The 17,374-nt window shown below is 71.1% G+C and carries 17 protein-coding genes; 8 read left to right on the forward strand and 9 right to left on the reverse strand.

Translation table 11 applies throughout. The annotated features are described in order from the left end of the window. The first annotated feature begins 65 nt into the window (after nt 1-65). Complete coding sequence (locus tag AB0G04_RS06055) at nt 66-2,057, forward strand: EAL domain-containing protein (RefSeq protein WP_360977178.1); 1,992 nt, start codon at nt 66-68, stop codon at nt 2,055-2,057. Here the strand turns inward: AB0G04_RS06055 and AB0G04_RS06060 are convergent. Further along, on the reverse strand, nt 2,027-2,350 hold the full coding sequence (locus AB0G04_RS06060; RefSeq protein ID WP_360977181.1) for a hypothetical protein: 324 nt from the start codon (nt 2,348-2,350) through the stop codon (nt 2,027-2,029). The genes AB0G04_RS06055 and AB0G04_RS06060 overlap by 31 nt on opposite strands. A gap of 183 nt (nt 2,351-2,533) precedes the next feature. Between AB0G04_RS06060 and AB0G04_RS06065 the strand changes: the two genes are divergently transcribed. From AB0G04_RS06065 to AB0G04_RS06075, 3 genes are all read left to right on the forward strand, one after another. After that, complete coding sequence (locus AB0G04_RS06065) at nt 2,534-3,925, forward strand: cellulase family glycosylhydrolase (protein WP_360977184.1); 1,392 nt, start codon at nt 2,534-2,536, stop codon at nt 3,923-3,925. A gap of 82 nt (nt 3,926-4,007) precedes the next feature. Continuing rightward, nucleotides 4,008-5,537, forward strand: coding sequence for a GGDEF domain-containing protein (locus AB0G04_RS06070; protein WP_360977187.1), 1,530 nt, complete (start codon nt 4,008-4,010; stop codon nt 5,535-5,537). 44 nt (nt 5,538-5,581) lie between these two features. Further along, nucleotides 5,582-6,487, forward strand: coding sequence for a hypothetical protein (locus tag AB0G04_RS06075; protein WP_360977190.1), 906 nt, complete (start codon nt 5,582-5,584; stop codon nt 6,485-6,487). 79 nt (nt 6,488-6,566) lie between these two features. Here AB0G04_RS06075 and lexA read toward each other — a convergent pair whose 3' ends face one another. Continuing rightward, nucleotides 6,567-7,241 carry a transcriptional repressor LexA gene (gene lexA, locus AB0G04_RS06080; protein ID WP_360977193.1) on the reverse strand — a complete coding sequence of 225 codons (675 nt, stop codon included), beginning with the start codon at nt 7,239-7,241 and terminating at the stop codon, nt 6,567-6,569. A gap of 125 nt (nt 7,242-7,366) precedes the next feature. On the opposite strand from lexA, the gene AB0G04_RS06085 reads away from it, so the two are divergent. Further along, nucleotides 7,367-7,873, forward strand: coding sequence for a hypothetical protein (locus tag AB0G04_RS06085; RefSeq protein WP_360977195.1), 507 nt, complete (start codon nt 7,367-7,369; stop codon nt 7,871-7,873). Between the two features lie 26 nt (nt 7,874-7,899). Here the strand turns inward: AB0G04_RS06085 and AB0G04_RS06090 are convergent, their stop codons facing one another. The 6 genes from AB0G04_RS06090 to AB0G04_RS06115 form a co-directional block, all read right to left on the reverse strand. Beyond that, nucleotides 7,900-8,649 (reverse strand): DUF4232 domain-containing protein, encoded by a 750-nt coding sequence (locus AB0G04_RS06090; protein WP_360977198.1) that lies wholly within the window; start codon nt 8,647-8,649, stop codon nt 7,900-7,902. A gap of 103 nt (nt 8,650-8,752) precedes the next feature. Further along, nucleotides 8,753-9,985, reverse strand: a complete 1,233-nt coding sequence (locus tag AB0G04_RS06095; RefSeq protein ID WP_360977201.1) for an MFS transporter — start codon at nt 9,983-9,985, stop codon at nt 8,753-8,755. Further along, the gene (locus tag AB0G04_RS06100; RefSeq protein WP_360977204.1) at nt 9,982-10,530 is read right to left on the reverse strand and encodes a helix-turn-helix domain-containing protein; all 549 of its coding nucleotides are present in this window, start codon (nt 10,528-10,530) and stop codon (nt 9,982-9,984) included. Before AB0G04_RS06100 ends, AB0G04_RS06095 begins: the two co-directional genes overlap by 4 nt. Before the next feature lie 72 nt (nt 10,531-10,602). Beyond that, a complete protein-coding gene (locus AB0G04_RS06105; RefSeq protein ID WP_360977207.1) occupies nt 10,603-11,916 on the reverse strand; it encodes a hypothetical protein in 1,314 nt (437 codons plus the stop codon). Nucleotides 11,917-11,927: 11 nt separating this feature from the next. Further along, nucleotides 11,928-12,893, reverse strand: a complete 966-nt coding sequence (locus tag AB0G04_RS06110) for a hypothetical protein (protein WP_360977210.1) — start codon at nt 12,891-12,893, stop codon at nt 11,928-11,930. Further along, a complete protein-coding gene (locus AB0G04_RS06115; RefSeq protein WP_360977214.1) occupies nt 12,890-13,948 on the reverse strand; it encodes a hypothetical protein in 1,059 nt (352 codons plus the stop codon). The genes AB0G04_RS06110 and AB0G04_RS06115 overlap by 4 nt, the downstream gene beginning before the upstream one ends. 160 nt (nt 13,949-14,108) lie before the next feature. Here AB0G04_RS06115 and AB0G04_RS06120 point away from each other — a divergent pair, with 160 nt between their 5' ends. The 3 genes from AB0G04_RS06120 to AB0G04_RS06130 all read left to right on the forward strand — a co-directional run bounded on the left by AB0G04_RS06120 (nt 14,109) and on the right by AB0G04_RS06130 (nt 16,566). Continuing rightward, the gene (locus AB0G04_RS06120) at nt 14,109-14,975 is read left to right on the forward strand and encodes an alpha/beta hydrolase (RefSeq protein WP_360977217.1); all 867 of its coding nucleotides are present in this window, start codon (nt 14,109-14,111) and stop codon (nt 14,973-14,975) included. Nucleotides 14,976-15,227: 252 nt separating this feature from the next. After that, a complete protein-coding gene (locus AB0G04_RS06125) occupies nt 15,228-15,539 on the forward strand; it encodes a PadR family transcriptional regulator (protein WP_360977877.1) in 312 nt (103 codons plus the stop codon). Continuing rightward, entirely contained in the window at nt 15,532-16,566 is a 1,035-nt protein-coding gene (locus AB0G04_RS06130; RefSeq protein ID WP_360977220.1) for a hypothetical protein, read from the forward strand. Before AB0G04_RS06125 ends, AB0G04_RS06130 begins: the two co-directional genes overlap by 8 nt. Before the next feature lie 79 nt (nt 16,567-16,645). On the opposite strand, the gene AB0G04_RS06135 is transcribed toward AB0G04_RS06130, so the two are convergent. Then, on the reverse strand, nt 16,646-17,371 hold the full coding sequence (locus AB0G04_RS06135; RefSeq protein ID WP_360977223.1) for an HAD family hydrolase: 726 nt from the start codon (nt 17,369-17,371) through the stop codon (nt 16,646-16,648). Nucleotides 17,372-17,374: the final 3 nt, after the last annotated feature.

Here is a 17,374-nt window from a genome sequence, read left to right on the forward strand (position 1 = left end):
ACCTCGACCGGCCGAAGCTGAACCGGTTTCCTTGATCCGGTGCCTTCCCTGCCGAATGAGGGGATGTGTTGGGGCACATCCGGGGCCGTGGCCGCAGCCTGCTGATGACGGCGTCGCTTGCCGTCGTGCTGCTGGCTCTCGCGGGTTACGTGCTGCAGGGCACGGCTGACACCACGCGTGCCACCGAACAGCAGAGCGCGGCCCTGGTGGTGGACATGAAGTTCACCGAGGCACGGATCGCCGTCGCGATGCAGGAGGTGAACCTCCGGCACTACCAGGTCGAGCCGTCGGTCGCCGTACGGAGCCGGTTCGAGAAGGTGGCCGAGGAGGCCGAGCGGAACCTGACGGAGATCGCCGGATCCTCCGACGAGCGGACCCGGGAGGACGCCCGGCGGCTGCTGACCGGCCAGGTCACCTACCGGGGGCTCGCCGAGGAGCTGATCGCGAAGGTCGCCGACAGCGATCCGGACTTCATGCAGTTCGACCGCCTCCAGGTGACGCCGGCCTTCTACTCGCTGCAGAACGACGTGGACGACGTGTCCCGGGCGTACCACGAGTACGCCCAGCAGCAGGTGACCCGGCTCGGCGAAGCGCAGGGACGGTTGCTGCTGGGCACCGCGATGGGCTTCGGCGTCGGCCTGACCCTGGTCGCGATGATCATGCGGATGGTCCTCGGTTACCAGCGGCGGCTCGTGGCCCAGGCGGCCGACAGCCGGCACCAGGCCATGCACGACCCGCTCACCGGCCTGCCGAACCGTGCCCTGTTCCAGCAGAAGCTGCAGAAGTCCGTGACCCACGCCGAACGCGGCGGCCGGACCGCGATGATGGTCATCGACCTGGACGGGTTCAAGGCCGTCAACGACACGATCGGGCACCATGCCGGTGACCAGGTGCTGATCGAGGCGGGACGGCGCCTGGCCGGGCACGTCGGTGCGCCGGGCGTGGTGGCCCGGCTCGGCGGTGACGAGTTCGCGGTGCTGCTTCCCCGGGTGACGGGTCTGCCCGAGGCCACCGCGCTCGCCGAGCGGCTGGTCGCCGAACTGAACCGTGATTTCGTGCTCGGTGACCGGCCGGCCGCGATCAGCGGCAGCCTCGGGGTGGCCCTCAGCCCCGCGGGCGGCGCCGTCGACGCCGACGATCTGTTCCGGCACGCCGACACTGCCATGTACCGGGCCAAACGCAACGGCGGCGGGGTCGCGGTGTACGACCCGGGCACCGACGCCGACGAGCAGGACGACCGGATGCAGCTCTTCGCCGACCTGCGCCTGCTGCTCGAGACCGGTGATCCGGACGGCCAGTTGCAGCTGCACTACCAGCCGGTGGTACGCCTGAGCGACTGTCTGGTGACCGCGGCGGAGGCACTGGTCCGCTGGCAGCACCCGTCCCGCGGGCTGATCATGCCGGCCACCCTGCTGCCGGTCGCCGAGCGCGGCGGCCTGGAGACCGGGCTGACCTATCACCTGCTGGCGGCGGCCGCACGGCAGGGGGCGGCGTGGCTGTCCTCGGGGTGGCGGTTGCGGCTCTCGTTCAACGTGGCGCCCGGTGCGCTGCGCGACGACCGGTTCGCCGAGACCGTGCTGGCGACGATCGGCGCGGCCGGGCTGCCGGCCGAGCTGTTGCGGCTGGAACTCACCGAGACCGGGATCATGGCCGACTCCGGGACGACGCTGCGCCGGTTGAGCGGCAGCGGCGTGACCGTGTCGGTCGACGATTTCGGTACCGGGTTCAGCTCACTGCTGCAGCTGCGTGATGTGCCGGCCGACGAGCTGAAGATCGACCGGATCTTCGTCGGGGACCTGGCCGGAGGTACTCCGGACGAGGTGATGGTCCGCAGCTCGATCGACCTGGCGCACAACCTCGGGCTCGAGGTGGTGGCCGAGGGCGTGGAGGACGCGGCAACGCTGGTCCGGCTCCGGCAGATGACGTGTGACCACGCTCAGGGGTTCGTGCTGAGTCACCCGGTTCCGGCCGGGGATCTGCCGGAGGCGTGCCGTTCCGCCGAGGCGGTGGCCGCCGGGGCGCTGGGTCAGGCCGTCCCGGTCTCGCCCGCCTGCTGACGGCGCTCCTCGTCGGCCTGCATGCGCCGTTCCACGCGGCGTTCCTCGAGTCTGCGCCAGCGGTTGTAGACCTCGACGGCGGCCTCCACCGGCTCCGGGGCGCGGCCGGCCTTCCACTGGCGCGGCAGGATCGCCTCGGCTCCCAGCCACAACAGATCGCTCATCGGCACGGTGCCGCCGTGCATCCGCATCAGCTCGCCGGCCACCTGGATCGCATGGTCGCTGCGTCGCCACAGCTCCACCACCGAATTGCCACGTAGTAGCTCTTCGTGATCATCCGGATGCAACTCCATGCTCGCCAGCCCCTCACAGCGCCAGAATTCCCAGGCCAGAGGCACTCTGGCCGTCAGCAGCCGAATCTGTCAAGACCACGGAGCGCAACCAAGATGGAAGGTCACCTCGAAGACGTTGACAAACATAAATTAAAAGAGGGACATTGGGAGCGCTCCCACTACTCCCATCCCCAGGAGAGAAGCATGACCGTCCCCATCCCGAGGAAGCGGCACGCCTGGTGGGCCGCCATCGTGGCGGCACTCGTCGCCGGCGTCACGGCGCTGTTCGTGGCCCCGCCGGCGCACGCGGCCACCGGCTTCACCGTCTCCGGCGGCCAGATCCTCGAAGGAAACGGCACACCGTTCGTCATGCGCGGCGTCAACCACGCGCACACCTGGTACCAGGACCGCACTCCCCGGGCCCTGGCCGACATCAAGGCCCTCGGCGCCAACACCGTGCGGGTGGTGCTCGGCAGCGGGCAGCGCTGGGGACCGGACAGCGCCGCCAACGTGTCCGCCGTGATCAGCCAGTGCAAGACCAACAAGCTGATCTGCGTGCTGGAGGTGCACGACACCACCGGGTACGGCGAGGAGGGCGCCGCCGCATCGCTCGCCCAGGCCGTCGACTACTGGATCTCGATCAAGAGTGCCCTGGACGGCCAGGAGAACTACGTCATCCTCAACATCGGCAACGAGCCGTACGGCAACACCAACGCGTCCGGCTGGGTGGCCGACACCAAGAACGCCATCACCCGGCTGCGGGCCGCCGGTTTCGCGCACCAGATCATGGTCGACGCACCGAACTGGGGCCAGGACTGGTCCTTCACCATGCGCGACAACGCAGCCTCGGTGTTCGCCACCGACCCGAACCGCAACACCGTCTTCTCCGTGCACATGTACGGGGTCTTCGACACCGCCGCGGAGATCACCGACTACCTGGGCCGGTTCAAGACGGCGGGGCTGCCGATCGTGGTCGGCGAGTTCGGCCACAACCACTCCGACGGCAACCCGGACGAGGACACCATCCTGGCCACCGCCCAGCAGCTCGGCATCGGATACCTCGGCTGGTCGTGGAGCGGTAACGGCGGCGGCGTCGAATACCTGGACATGGTCACCGGCTTCGACGCGACGCAGCTGACCTCGTGGGGCCAGCGGCTGTTCAACGGCGCGAACGGGATCAAGGCCACCGCGAAGCAGGCGACCGTCTACGGCGGCACCAACCCGTCGTCGCCGTCGTCCTCGGGCCCGCCGTCCGACCCGCCGCCGTCGTCCTCGTCGCCGTCGGTCCCGTCCGGCGCCTGCACCGCCACGTACGCGGTGACCGGCAACTGGCCGGGCGGCTTCCAGGGCGCCGTCACCGTCAAGGCCGGCAGCGCCCCGATCAGCGCCTGGACCGTGAGCTGGACCTGGCCGAGCGGGCAGCGCTTCACCAACACCTGGAGCGCGACCGTGACCACCACCGACGCACTGGTCGTGGCCAAGAACGCCGCCTGGAACGGGCGACTGGCCGCGGGCGCCTCGACGACCTGGGGCTTCACCGGTTCGTTCAGTGGCAGCAACACCGCTCCCGCCACGCTCACCTGCACGCCGTCCTGATCACCGGCGCCGCCTTCACCTCCACCGGTGAAGGCGGCGCCGACTTCCTCAGGGGCAGCGGGAAAGAGCCGATAGTCCCGGAGTGAACGGGAACGGATCGATACGGCAGGACCCGTTGCTCGCGGTGGCCACGGCGTGGACCCTCCTCGGCGTCGCGTTGCTCTTCGTGCTCCAGGGCCACTCGGACACCCAGGTCGACCTCTTCTGGTTGTTCCAGGTGCCGCTGGACGCGCTGCTCGCGTACTCCTCGTGGCGGGTCTTCCGGCTCGCCACCGGCGCCGTCCGGCGGTTCTGGCGGTTCATGGCCATCGCCGGCGCCCTGTTCACCACCGGCGACACCGTACAGACCGTCACCTCGTTCTTCGAGGGCAGCCAGTGGAACACCGCCGGCGGCACCGTCCAGTCGGTGTGCTTCACCATCGGCATCGCCCTCATCGTGATCGGCATGCTCGTCCACCCGCACTCCGGACGCAGCGGCAAGGAACGTCTGGCGTTCTGGCTCGACTCGGCGACCGTGCTGGTCGGTGGCGCCGTGGTGGCCTGGTGTTTCGCCATCAACTCGGAGGACCGCGAGACCAACCTGGTCGGTGCGCTGTTCGGCGCCGCACTCGTGCTGACCTCGGCGTTCGCCGCAGTGAAGATGATTCTCAGCGGCAACGCGCCGATGCACCGCAAGGCTGCCGTCCCGCTGATCTTCGCGGCTGTCGTGAACGCGCTCGGGCTCTTCATCGCACCGGACGCCGACGGATCGCTGCCGGCCTACGCCTACGCCATCCGTTTCCTGCCGTCGCTGCTGATCGCCATGGGGCCACGGATCCAGGAGATCCTGGCGCAATTCGACGAGCATGCGTTCGGCTCCCGGCGCCGCAAGCCGTACAGCCTCCTGCCGTACGGATCGATCCTGATCGTCTTCTCCGTCATGATCATCATGCTGTCGCAGAACGAGGACAAGGACGCCCGCCTGTGGGGCACGGTCGGCGGACTCGGCGTCATCGTCGGGCTCGTGGTGGCCCGGCAGCTGCTCGCCTTCCACGACAACAAGAGCCTCATCGCGCAGCTCGACACCACCCTCAGTGAACTGCGCGAACACGAGACGCGGCTTCGGCGGCAAGCTCTCTTCGACGACCTGACCGGGCTCGCCAACCGCGCCCACTTCCGCGAAGAGGTCGACGCGGCCCTCGCCGGGGCCTCCCCCGGAACGGTGTCCGTGCTGCTCCTCGACCTGGACGGGTTCAAGGGCGTGAACGACACCCTCGGGCACGCGGCCGGTGACTCCCTGCTAGCCGGGGTCGCCGAGAAACTGCGCGCCTCGGTACGCGGCGTGGACCTGCCGGCCCGGCTCGGCGGCGACGAGTTCGCCGTCCTGCTGCGGGACTGCGACCCCCGCGACGCCGAACGCACCGCGCAGCGGATCCTGCAGGCGATGACCGTACCGATCATGATCGACGGGGCGCCGGTACGGGCGAACGCCAGCATCGGGGTGGCGTCCACCGAGGAGACCGACGACCTGCGAACGCTGCTCCACGCCGCGGACACCGCCATGTACGCGGCCAAGCACGAGGGCAAGGGCACCTGGATGCGGTACGACCACAGCATGCTGCCCGCCGCCTGATCGCCCGCTGCTTCCCTTCTCCATGATCAGTCGTTGCTGACGACGTGAGTTTCTCGTTCCGGCACGGCGACGTAGCCGTCCACATCACCGTCGACCAGCCGGACGGCCACACGGCCTGCCGCCTGCCCGGCTCGTCCGGCGCGGGCACCGTCCTGTACCCGCCGGTCCACGCCGACCTGGTGCTGCCGGTCACCGACCCCGGCGACGTCGAGCTGTACTACCGCCCCGGCCTCGGCAGCTGGCGCTCCGGCCTGAGTGAGGGCGAGTTCGCGCGGTACGCGGGCATCCCGTACGGCCTCCTCGGGCGTCACCTGGTGATGTTCCTGTGCACCGAGGTGTACCGGTGCCGCAGCCGGACCATCACCCTGCACCCGCACCGCGTCTACGCGTTCCTGGCCGCGCTGGGCTCACTCTCCGAGCAGACCGTCCGGGGTGGCTGGTTCACCGAACTCGAGGGCCAGCTGCACCGGACGCTCCGGCACGGCTGGATCGGCGAGGCTCCCGGCTCCACCGGCACCCTGGTCAGCGGCCGCACCCGGCAGGGCCGCGGCTTCCTCGACTCCAGCACCGAGTGCCCGCCGGTGATCACCCTGGAGGCGTCGTTCGCCGAATCGGCCCTCCGCTGGCTGCCCCTGGACGCCGACGTCGTCCGGGTCCTGGGTGGCCACTCCTGCATGGCCCTCGACGTCTACGCCTGGCTCACCCTGGTCGGCGCCTACCTCGACGACGCCCGCCAGTTCACCTGGGAGACACTGCGCGCCCGGTTCGCCGCCGGTGACGACACGGCCGCGTTCGGGCCGCGCTTCGAGGCGTGCCTCTCGGAGATCCGCCGGGTCACCGCCATCCCGTCGGTCACCGCCGACGCCGCCGGCATCGAGATCCGGCCGGCATCCGGCTGCGTCGGCTCGTTCCACCGGGCCTGGCCACGTACGACAAACGCGTCCCCGTAGTCCCCATCGCGCCTCGCGGGTCCCGGCCGGTGCCGTGGCGGGTGCACGGCACCGGATCGGCACGGTCCGCCGTTGGATGTCAGAGGCGGCGCAGGACGCAGACCACTTTGCCGAGGATGACCGCGTCGTCGGCGGGGATCGGCCGGTAGGCCGGGTTCCGTGGGATCAGCTCGGCATGTCCGTCCCGGCGGCGGAAGACCTTGACCGTGGCCTCGTCGCCGATCATCGCCGCCACGATCTCACCGGTCTCGGCGACCGGCTGCTGCCGGACCACGACGACGTCACCGTCGCAGATCGCGGCGTCGACCATCGAGTCGCCCTTGACGTTCAGCGCGAAGAGGGTGCCGCCGCCGACCATTCCCGCCGAGACGGTCAGGTGATCCTCGATGTGCTCCTCGGCGAGGATCGGTGCACCGGCCGCGATGGCACCGAGCACCGGAACCGTGATTACACGCCCGGAGGCCGCCGTCTGCGCGACGGGTGGCCGTGCCGCGGCGTCGTCAGCCGGCGAGCGTGGCTTGCGCAGCTCGACCGCCCGGGAGTTGTGGGGCTGGCGGCGGAGCAGGCCGTGCTTCTCCAGGACGCCGAGCTGATAGGAAACGGACGACGGCGAGACGAGCCCGACGGCCGCGCCGATCTCCCGAACCGTCGGTGGATAGCCGCGCGAGCGCACCGACTCCTCGATGACGGCGAGGATGCGCAGCTGGCGGGCGGTCAGAGGCGGATGGGAATCTGCACCGCTGTCGATGCTCATGGCCGCACCCTACCCCATGATTAGATCAGATGTACTAATCGTCACCGGAAACCGCACGTTCGGGGGACGGCAGGCCCGGCCCGACGACCGATGTCCGCCGGCCCGTTGATAGCCAAGATCATCCGATGCCGACCATCTGGGAGTACGCCGGCCAGGTCGCGGCGGGTGACAGCGGTTGCTGGCTGGCCTCCACCCGGCGCGCCGCCATCCTTCTCGCCCCCACCCATCCGGTGATCGCCCTGCCCCGACGGGTACCGGTGCATCCGGTGCTCGTCCAGACGACGGCACTGGTCGTCCACGGCCGGACCTACGGATCCTCGATCCACGGTCACATCGTCTCCGGTCCCGAACTGGCGGCCTGGGTCACCGAGCACGCCCTGCCCGATCCCGGCGCGGCGCCCGGCAACATCGCCGCCGCGGTCCGCCGGCTGCTCGACAACGTCGCCGGGATGCTCCGCAAGGCGGGACACCAGATCCCGGAGCCCGGTCCGCGGTCACTGCGACGGCACTCCGCGGATCCGGTGGTGCAGCAATGGCACGACCTCACCGACGTCGACGAGAGTTTCCCCGGTCCGCTGCTCTGCCTCGGTGTGGCCGCCATGTCCGACACGTTCGGCCCGGCCATCGTCTGACTACACGACACGGCCCGCCGGCCGGATCAGGCGAGGGCCGCGGCCCGGGTCGCCCGGAGCGGGCCGACCCGCAGGGCCCTCATGGCGATGCCGTCCCGGTCGGCCTCGGGCACCTCGGCGTTGTCAGCGGCGGCCCCGGTGGAGTCCGGGTCGACGATGTACTGCACGGCGACCCCGACACCGCAGCCGGCACGCCCCGGGGCGCACGTGTCCCACTGCACCCTGGCCCAGGTACTGGCCTGCGGCTTCAGCACGATCACCGCGCCGCCGCCGGCCTGTTCCGTCCGGCCGGTGGGCACCCGGACCAGCTCGCCGGGCGGGGTGACGAGGGCGATGTCGGCCCAGCCCTCGACCCGGCAGGTACGGCCCGAGGTGTTGGTGAGGCGCAGTACCGCGTCCCGTACGCCGGGCCCCGCCGCCCGATCCTGCCCGATGAGGGTCCCGGCCAGGTCGTCGGTCAGGCAGCCGGGGTCCGTCCCGGCCGGCGGAACAGAGGCGGGGACGGGAGCGGAGGCCGGAGCGGAACCAGCCGGCACGGACCACGAGGCGGAGGCGGAAGCGGCCGGGCCGGAAGCGAGACCGGCCGGCACGGACGCGGAGACCGTGCCCGGAACCGGGGCGGACGCGGTGCCGGAGGCGAGCGGGACGGCACCGGCGGACGCCTCACGAGCCCGGGTACCGCCGATGAGCCCCACGGCGACGGCCACGCCGAGCAGAGCCGTGGTGGCGACCGTCAGCTGCCGGGTGACGTTTCGGCGGGACCTGTTCCGTGTCATGCCGGCCACTCTGCCGAGAAGATCCACCACGGGCGGGGTTCCGTGCGGCGGCTGGCACGAAGCCGGTACCGGTCATCCATAGAGGACCGGCACCGGCTGCCGCCTACGAGAGGGCCCGGGCCTCCTCCTCGACGGGTTCCAGGGTGGGCGCGTGGCGTACCGAAGGGCTGAGGGTCGCGGTGATCGCCGCGGCCAGCATGATCGCCGACAGTGACCAGATCGAGGCCGTCGGCCCGATCGCGGTGAGCAGTAGGCCGGCGGTGAGCGACGCGATTGGCATGACACCCCAGGTCAGGGTGCCGACGGCACTCATCACGCGGCCGAGCAGCTCGTTCGGGACGACCATGCCGGCGTAGGTGAAGATGACCACGTTCCACAGCGGGCCCACGAAGGCGCAGAGCGCACCGAGGACGCCGATCTGGATCGTGCCGGTTGTCAGCACGTTGAGCGGCAGCAGGACCGCCCACACCCAGTTGATGCCGATCAGGACGGTACGGAAGGACAGCTGCCGGTGCAGCCGGCCGGCCACGAAGGCGCCGGCCAGACCGCCCGCGCTGTAGAGGCCGAGCATCAGCCCGATGTCGGACGGGCTGCCACCCCGGCGTTCGGCGAGCACGACGAGGACCAGGATCAGCGCCTGGAAGACGAAGTTGCTGGCGGCGATCAGCAGGATGGACACCCGGATGAGGGGCTGGTGCCAGATGTATCTGATACCGGTGCCGGCGGCCCGCCACAGCGACTCGGCCGGGCCCTCCGGTGGCTTCTGCAGGTCACGCCGGAGGAAGAGCAGCCCGGCGGCGGCGATCAGGTAGGAGATGCCGTCGACCAGGAACGGTGCGGCCCGGTCCAGGCCGAACAGGAAGCCCCCGATCGGCGGGCCGGCCAGCGTGGCACCGCGGCTGCGGGCCTCGTTGGCGGCGATCGCGGTGGCCAGATGTGCCGGCGGGACGACCATCGGCAGGGCGGCGTCCTGGGCGAGCCCGAAGAAGACGAAGCACAGGCCCTGGACGAACGCGACCACGCAGAGCTGGGCGACGGTGAACACACCGGACCAGATCGCGAGCGGGACGGTGAGCAGGGCGATCGCCGCGACGAGTTCACTGAACAGGAGGATGAGGCGGCGGTTCCAGCGGTCGACGAGCGGGCCGGCCGGCAGGTTGGCGATCAGGTGCGGCAGGGTGCCGGCCGCTCCGACGAGCCCGGCGTCCAGCGGGGAGCCCGTCTCAGCCAGGACGAGCAGAGGGGTGGCGGTGCTGCTGATCGCGGCGCCCAGGCTGGAGATGATCTGGCCGCTCCAGAGCAGGGTGAAGTCGCGGTTGCGCCAGAGCCCGCTCATGACGGCGTCGGAAACGCGTCGAAGAGGACGGTGATCGGCCTGGCGCCGTCGGTGGCCTCGGAGGGGTAGCGGTGCCACCGGGTGATGAAGGCGACGTACTCCTCGGTGAACCGGGCCAGTTCCTCAGCGGTCAGGGTGGTGGTGCTGGACGAGTGCATGGCGGCCTCACCGAACTCGCCGAAGGACTCCGGGTCGGCGAGGAATGCCCGCCGTTCCCGCTCGGCCTGGTCCGCCCACTGCGCGCTGATCTCGTCGGCCACCGCGGCGATCTCGGGATCCTTCGGCGCGTACGGCAGGCGCAGGTCCAGCGGGACGGCCTTCCAGTAGCGCCGGCGGCCGGCCGATCGCTCGGTGTCCTCCTCGATGAAGCCGTACCGCTCGAGCTGGCGCAGGTGGTAGCTGGTGGCGCCACGATCGGCGTCGAACTTGGCGGCCAGGTCGGCGGAGGTGGCGGGCCCGAAGCGGTTGAGGTGGCTGAACATCTGCTGCCGTAGCGGGTGGGCCAGGGCTTTGAGGGAGTCGACGTCTGTGAGGTTCCGGCGCATGAATGAGAAGATACCAATGCAAAGACTTCTTCTCATAGCTATTGTCAGTGAGAAGTCAGCCAGATCAGGACATCAGCGCACGAAGAGCAGGAAAAGACCGGCCCAGGTGCACCCGATCATGAAAAGCACCAGTGGGAACTCGTCGGCCAGCACGGCCGTGGCCGGCTTCGGCCCGGCATCCGCCAGCGCCCGGTCGTGCGCGACGATCACGCCGAGGACGTGCCCGATCAGGATCAGCGCGATCTGCGCTCCGGCGATCACGACCGGCGACGGTGACGGGTCCCACCGCTCGATCGACAGCCCGAGAAGCAGCAGGAAACCGCGCGGGGCCTCCACGATCAGCAGGGACAGGTAATGGGCGAGGGTGTAGCCGGCCGCGATCGGGATCAGCGACAGGGTCACGTCGAGGCGGCCCGCGGTCCAGCGGACCGCCAGGAAGACCAGGGCACAGAGCAGTACGAGACCGCAGGTGCCCCAGAACACCGGTGCGCCGGCGCGGTCCACGAAACCGGTCCAGACCGGTGACGCCGAGGCGCTGTCGAAGACCGTCGAGCCCCACCAGACGGCGACGAACCCCGCCAGGCCGGCGGAGGCGAGAGCCGGACCAGCGGAAACGGGAGACGCGCCCGCGGAAACCGGAGACGGGCCGACGGGAACCGAAGACGGGCCGACGGGAACCGGAGACGGGCCTGCAGGCGCGGGAGACAGACCGGCAGGCGCGGGGGCCGGCCGTTCGACCAGGCCGGAGAGCGGCTGCCGATGCCGGAGCGGACTGAGACGCCCGGCCAGCTCGGAGTAGACCTCGAAGCAGTCGCCACGGGCGAACCACTCCTCACCACGCAGGATGGCGAAAAGGATCTGGCTCAACCCGTACCCGAGGAGGAAGAGACCGACCGGGACCGGATCGCCGTGATGGGGCACCACCAGCTCGAACCAGACAAAGACGAGCAGGAACACCGCCGCCGGCCAGGACGGCCCGGTTCGTCTGGGCGGAAGCGGGCGGAGTCCGTGGCGCGGCAGGCCCAGCAGCGTGAAGATCGTGCGCAGCGGGTTGACCGCCCGCCAGACCGGCCCGAGGACGATGCTGATCGGAATCAGTCCCACCCAGAGCCAGACGAACAGCGCGTGCGCCGCCGGGTTCCCCGCTCCGCGTGGACCGGCCAATGCCAGCCCGGTGATGTACAACGCCAATGCCAGCACCGGATACCGGAGCCATCGTCCGAGCCGCCCGTGCTCGCGCGGCTCGGACGGCCTGAGCCGCGGCGTGCGCCACCAGAGGGCAGCGATCAGAAACGACAGTACGACGGTCGCGGCGCCGGCCTGCAGCACGAGATCGAGCGGCAGCGGCAGCCCGGCATCGCTGCCGACACCGTGCGCGAGCGGCATGACCGGTGACCTCACGCCGGCCCGGCGGCCGGCGGCTGCCGCGCGACATCGTCACCGGAATCGGCGGAGTCAGCGAAGTCAGCCGAGTCGGCGGAGTCGGCGGCGGCTTTCTGGGCCAGGCCGCGCAGCACTCCGGCGCCCGCGACCGCGACGCCCGCACCGAGACCGAGGGCCAGGACGACGAGGATCCGTTCGAGTACGGCCGGACCGGCGAAAGGCAGGACCGGACGATGGAACGACGTCACATCGGGCAGGACGAAGACCGCGGTCAACGCCGCTCCCGCGCACACCGCGAGCACACCGGCCGCGCGCCCGCGCAGGGCCGTCACCGCGCCTCCGATGATCAGCGGCCAGGCGAGCAGGTTGATCCCGGCGGCACTGAGGAACGTCCCGGCGAGCGGCGCCGACTCGACGGCGAGGGTGGAACCGGCCACGTGCACGATCGAGGCGGCCGCGGCGACGGTCCCAGCACCGGCCAGCAGCAGGTCGGCACGGCGCCACCGTTTCGCGAGAAGGACGAGGGCCGCCCCGGTGAGCCCGGCCGCGGCCCACCATCCGGCCGCGAGCGGGCGCTCCTCCCCCACCAGGGATCCGGTGACGACCACCGGGACACCGGCGGCGTCGAGGGCGATCGTCCACGGGACGGTCTGCCCGGCCGCCACCGATCGACCGTCGGGGGTGGCGCGTTCGTCGATCCAGGTCAGCTCGGCGCCGGGCGGGATCACGGCGGGCGTGGCCGTACCGCCGCCGGGGCTGATCGTGACCGGACCACCGGTGCCGTTGCGCAGACGCAGCCGCGCGCCCTCCTCGATCGCGGTGATGGTCAGCCCGGGAATCGCGGGAGTCACCGAGACCACCGTGCCCCGGGCGTCGGTGGCCGTGAGGCCACCCGCGTGCGCGGCTGCCGGCCCGCCCTTACCGATGAGCGTCGCACCCACCGTGATCAGGGCGAGCAGCAGCCGGACGAGAACTCTCACTCGGGAAGGTGCTGGACGCTGCGGACGACCAGGACCGTGCCCACGCCGGTCAGTGCGGTCAGGGTGAGCAGGCCGGTGACCATGTGGATGTTGTACCCGGTGCTGCCCTCCTGGATCTGGCCGACGAGCAGCACGGCACCCCACGCGACCGGCGGCGTGATGAGGCCGAACAGCACCCAGCGGCCGTTCGCGGAGAGACTCACCAGCGGGGTCACCAGGCGCAGCACGAGTTCCAGGCCGAACGCCGCGGCCGCCAGGGTGAGGGCCGGCCACCAGTCGTCCTGCGAGTCGAACATCAGATGCATGAGTACGGCGATGACCGCCACCAGCACCGAGGCCAGCCCCATCGGCAGCGGCCAGCGGCGGCCGATCGCGATGAACGGCACCAGCAGGAGGATCGTGCTGAACACGTACCCGTGGATGAGCTGAGCGTCGGGCGAGAAGATCGGCACCGGGTCGACGGTTCCGCTGCCGAGGTGCCGGAAGCCGATGGCCGACGCGTGCAGCGAGTAGATGTGCACCGGCAGCGTGGCGAAGAGGGTGGAGATGCCGACCAGGAAGGCGCCGCCGACGCCGAGCCGCTTCTCCGGGCCGGTGGCGAGCATCAGGGTCGGGCCCATCGCGACGAGCGCCATGCCGAGGATGATGAACTCGTGGCTGGGGCTTACGAAGATCTCCATGTCCCGCTCGATGCCCCAGATGTTGTGCCACAGGGTGTCGACGCCACCGCCGACGAGCAGGAACGCCATGCCGGCCAGCGGCAGGCGCAGCGCGTTGGGCAGGGCCAGCACCGACCGGTATGTCGGGATGCCGGGCAGCCGGGACCGCATGATCCACAGCAGGGTGAAGCCTGAGGCGGCGATCCCGGAGTAGAGGACGCCGTGCCACGGGGTCCAGAACGTCTCCAGGTCCGGTGTGGTGGCGTGGGCGTACGCGTCCAGCTGCAGTCCGATGACCAGCCAGGCGCTCGCGACGAGAAGCACCCACCGTTCCCGTGCGCTGAACGGCGCGGGCGCGGCCTCGACCGGCGGTGCCGGTTCCACGGATGTCGTCACGATTACCCCCATTGCGTTCGTTCTGGCGCTCCGTAACGTACATCGCCGCTGTTGCATGAATCGATCCGGAATCCGACCAGCCGGTAATCTACTTCGGAGCGGCCCGGGGCCTCCTGCGGGAAAGCCCTTGCGGCGGCGGCTCGACCGGTAGTTTCGGTCCATGACTCAGCCTGTGACCCACACACTTGACGTCCCCGGCGCGATCATCACCTATGACGTACGCGAACCCGTGGAGAAGTCCTCCGAGACACCGCTCCTGCTGATCGGCTCGCCGATGGACGCGAGCGGGTTCGTGACGCTGGCCGGCCACTTCACCGACCGGCTCGTGATCACCTACGACCCGCGCGGCACCGGCCGCAGCACGCGGACCGACCCGGCGCCGGAGAGCACCCCCGAGCAGCACGCCGACGACGTCCGCCGGGTCATCGAGGCGGTCGGCGGCCCGGTCGACCTCTTCGCCAGCAGCGGCGGCGCGGTCAACTCACTGGCCCTCGTGGCGGCACACCCCGATCTGGTACGCCTTCTCGTCGCCCACGAGCCGCCCCTGGTGGGTCTGCTGCCGGAGAAGGACGACGCGGTGGCCGCGGTACGGGGCATCCGCGCGCTGTACGAGCGGGCCGGCGTCGGCCCGGCGATGGTGAAGTTCATCCAGATCGTGTCGCTGAAGGGCCCGGTCCCGCCCGGTTTCGCCGACGAGCCCGGCCCCGATCCGGCCGCCTTCGGCCTGCCGGGCGAGGACGACGGCTCCCGCGACGACGCGCTGCTCGGGCAGAACCTGGTCACCTGCTGCCTCTATCAGCCCGACCTCGCCGCATTGCGGGCCGCCTCGACCCGGATCGTGGTGGCCGTCGGTGCCGAGTCGGCCGACGAGATCGCCCATCGTGGCGGCCGGGCGGTCGCCGAGCGGCTCGGCCTCGAGCCCGTCGTCTTCCCCAGCAACCATGCGGGCTTCCTGGGCGGCGAGTACGGCCAGCACGGCGACCCGGGCCCGTTCGCCGACACCCTCCGCCGGACCCTGGCCGCGTAGCCCGTCAGCCGTAGCCGGCGCACGTACGGCTGAGGTCTGCCGCCGCCGTCACGTGTTCGAGGTGGCGGGTTCCGGACGACGGCGGCGGGACGGCGAAGCGGGGCGGAGGGCGGGGACCAGGCCGCCGACCACGGCCAACTCTTCCACGACCTGGAGGCGGCCTGTCTCGAACCCGCCCGCGCCGTGGCCGAGGACCTCTAGGAGCTACAGATCGACTGTATATAGAGATGACCTATAGTTCGGGCCATGGCGATGCAGGAACCCACGTTCTTCATCCTCACCGCACTGGTCCGCACACCCCTGCACGGGTACGGGATCATGCAGGCGGTCGAGGAGCTCTCCGAGGGCCGGGTCGGTCTCAAGGCCGGCACCCTCTACGCCGCGCTGGACCGGCTCACCAACGACGGCCTGATCAAGGTCGACCGGGAGGAGGCCGTGGGCGGACGGCTCCGCCGCTACTACGTGCTCTCCGACGACGGGCGCGCCGAACTCGAGGCCGCCGTCGCGCGGATGGAGTCCAACGCCCGCGTCGCCGGCGCACGGCTGCGGGCGCGCTATGCCTGACGCCGGGGATCTGGAACGGGCCTACCAGCGCCTGCTGCGGGCGTACCCGCGCTTCTACCGGCGTGAACGCGGCCTGGAGATGCTCACCACCCTGCTGGACGCGGCCGCGCCCGGACAGACGCGGCCGTCGCGTGACGAGGCGGTCTGGATCCTGCTGACGGGACTGAGGCTGCGGCTCGTACCGCCCGGATGGGCCGGCAAACTCGTCACCGTCCTGGTCACCATGTGGACCGCTCTGGTCCTCGGCGGCGCCGGAGCGTACGCGGCCTGGAGCGCGGCGCCGCCGGCCGGCACCGACGTCGCCGCCCTCAGTGACGCGCTCGTCGCGAAGACGCCGTCGTCCACGCACACGACCGGCGACGGGAACCTGCTCGGCCTCGCCTACGGGTACCAGGCGGAGGGTGAGTTCCAGCAGCTCGGGGCCGAGGGCTGGGACGGGCCGATGCCGGCACCGGTCGGACGGACCAGGGTCTATCCGGCCGGCGACCCGGCGGTGCTCGCCCGCGCTCACCGGGCCCTCGCGGACGCCGGCTGGCAGACCGGCACGATCGTCGGCGGCGACACGTTCTGGGCACATCACGACGGGATGCTGCTGCGGATGTCCGGTGGCTACGAACATGTCACCGTCAACGCGTATCCGGCCGAGCCGGGCGGGGTACGTGCGGCCGCCATCGCCGGTGCCGCGTTCGGCGTACTCGCGGCGTGGCCGTTCATGACCTGGCTGACACACCGGATCGCCCGCACCCCGGGCGTGTCGCGGTGGACGCTCGTCCTGCTCGTGCCGCAGGTCGCCCTCATCTGCGCGGTCAACACCGTGGACAGTGTGCTCAGCATGTGGCCCGATCCGGACACCGCCGCCGTGCCGCTCGCCGTCGACTGGATCTACCCGCTCGCCAACCAGGCCGCCAATCCGCTGGCGGCCATCATGCTCGCCTTCACGCTGGCCGTCGCCGTCGGGCTGATCACCGCCGGAGACAGACGCCGCCCGGCGAATGCCGCCCCGTCCACCAGACCGGCCCGCAACTGACCGTCCCCTCCCCCGGCCGTCGCGCACCGCTGCCTCAAGCACTGCGAGACAGCGGTTCGGGACAGCTGGGGTGGGGCGGTCAGACGCCGAGGAGGGCGGCGGCCGCGGCGAGGTCGGGGACCGTGGCGGTGGCGGCGGGTTCATCGGGGGCGTCGGCGTACTCGCCGGTCCGGACCCGGATCGAGCGGGCGCCGAGCGCCGCCGCCACCGCCATGTCCTTTCCGGGACGGTCGCCGATCACCACCAGGTCGGAGGGTCGCACCCCCAGGGTCTCGGCGGCCTGCCGCAGGCCTTCCGGATGGGGTTTGCGCAGCGTACGGCCACCCAGCTCGTCGGTGATGACGATCGTGGTGAAGGCTTCGGACAGGCCGGTGGCAGCCAGTTTGGCCCGCTGGATCACCGGGTTGCCGTCGGTCAGGCAGGCCACCGGGTAGCGGGCACTCAGCGCGGCCAGGGCATCCAGCGCGCCGGGATAGCGCGGCAGCCGGCGCGGGCGGTAGGTGGTGAACGCGGCCACCAGGACCGGGATCAGGTCGGCGGCCAGATCCGGGGCGATGCCGTAGGCGATCAGCGCGCGGTCGATGGTTCCGCCCCGGTCGGAGCCGGCAAGCAGTTGCCGCCGGACGGCGCGGCTGAGGCGGACCTGGTCGAGGCCCGCCGCCGCCCCCGCCCGGCCGACCGCGCGGGACGCGCCGTAGAGGTAGCTGCCCTGCGGGAACAGGGTGTCGTCGAGGTCGACGACGACGGCCAGGGGCGGGTTCTCGATCAGATCCATGGTGCCTGCGTCCAGGGTCTCGGTGTTCATGCG

Origin of the sequence: Actinoplanes sp. NPDC023801 (assembly GCF_040639655.1) — a bacterium.
Taxonomy (GTDB): Bacteria; Actinomycetota; Actinomycetes; order Mycobacteriales; family Micromonosporaceae; genus Actinoplanes.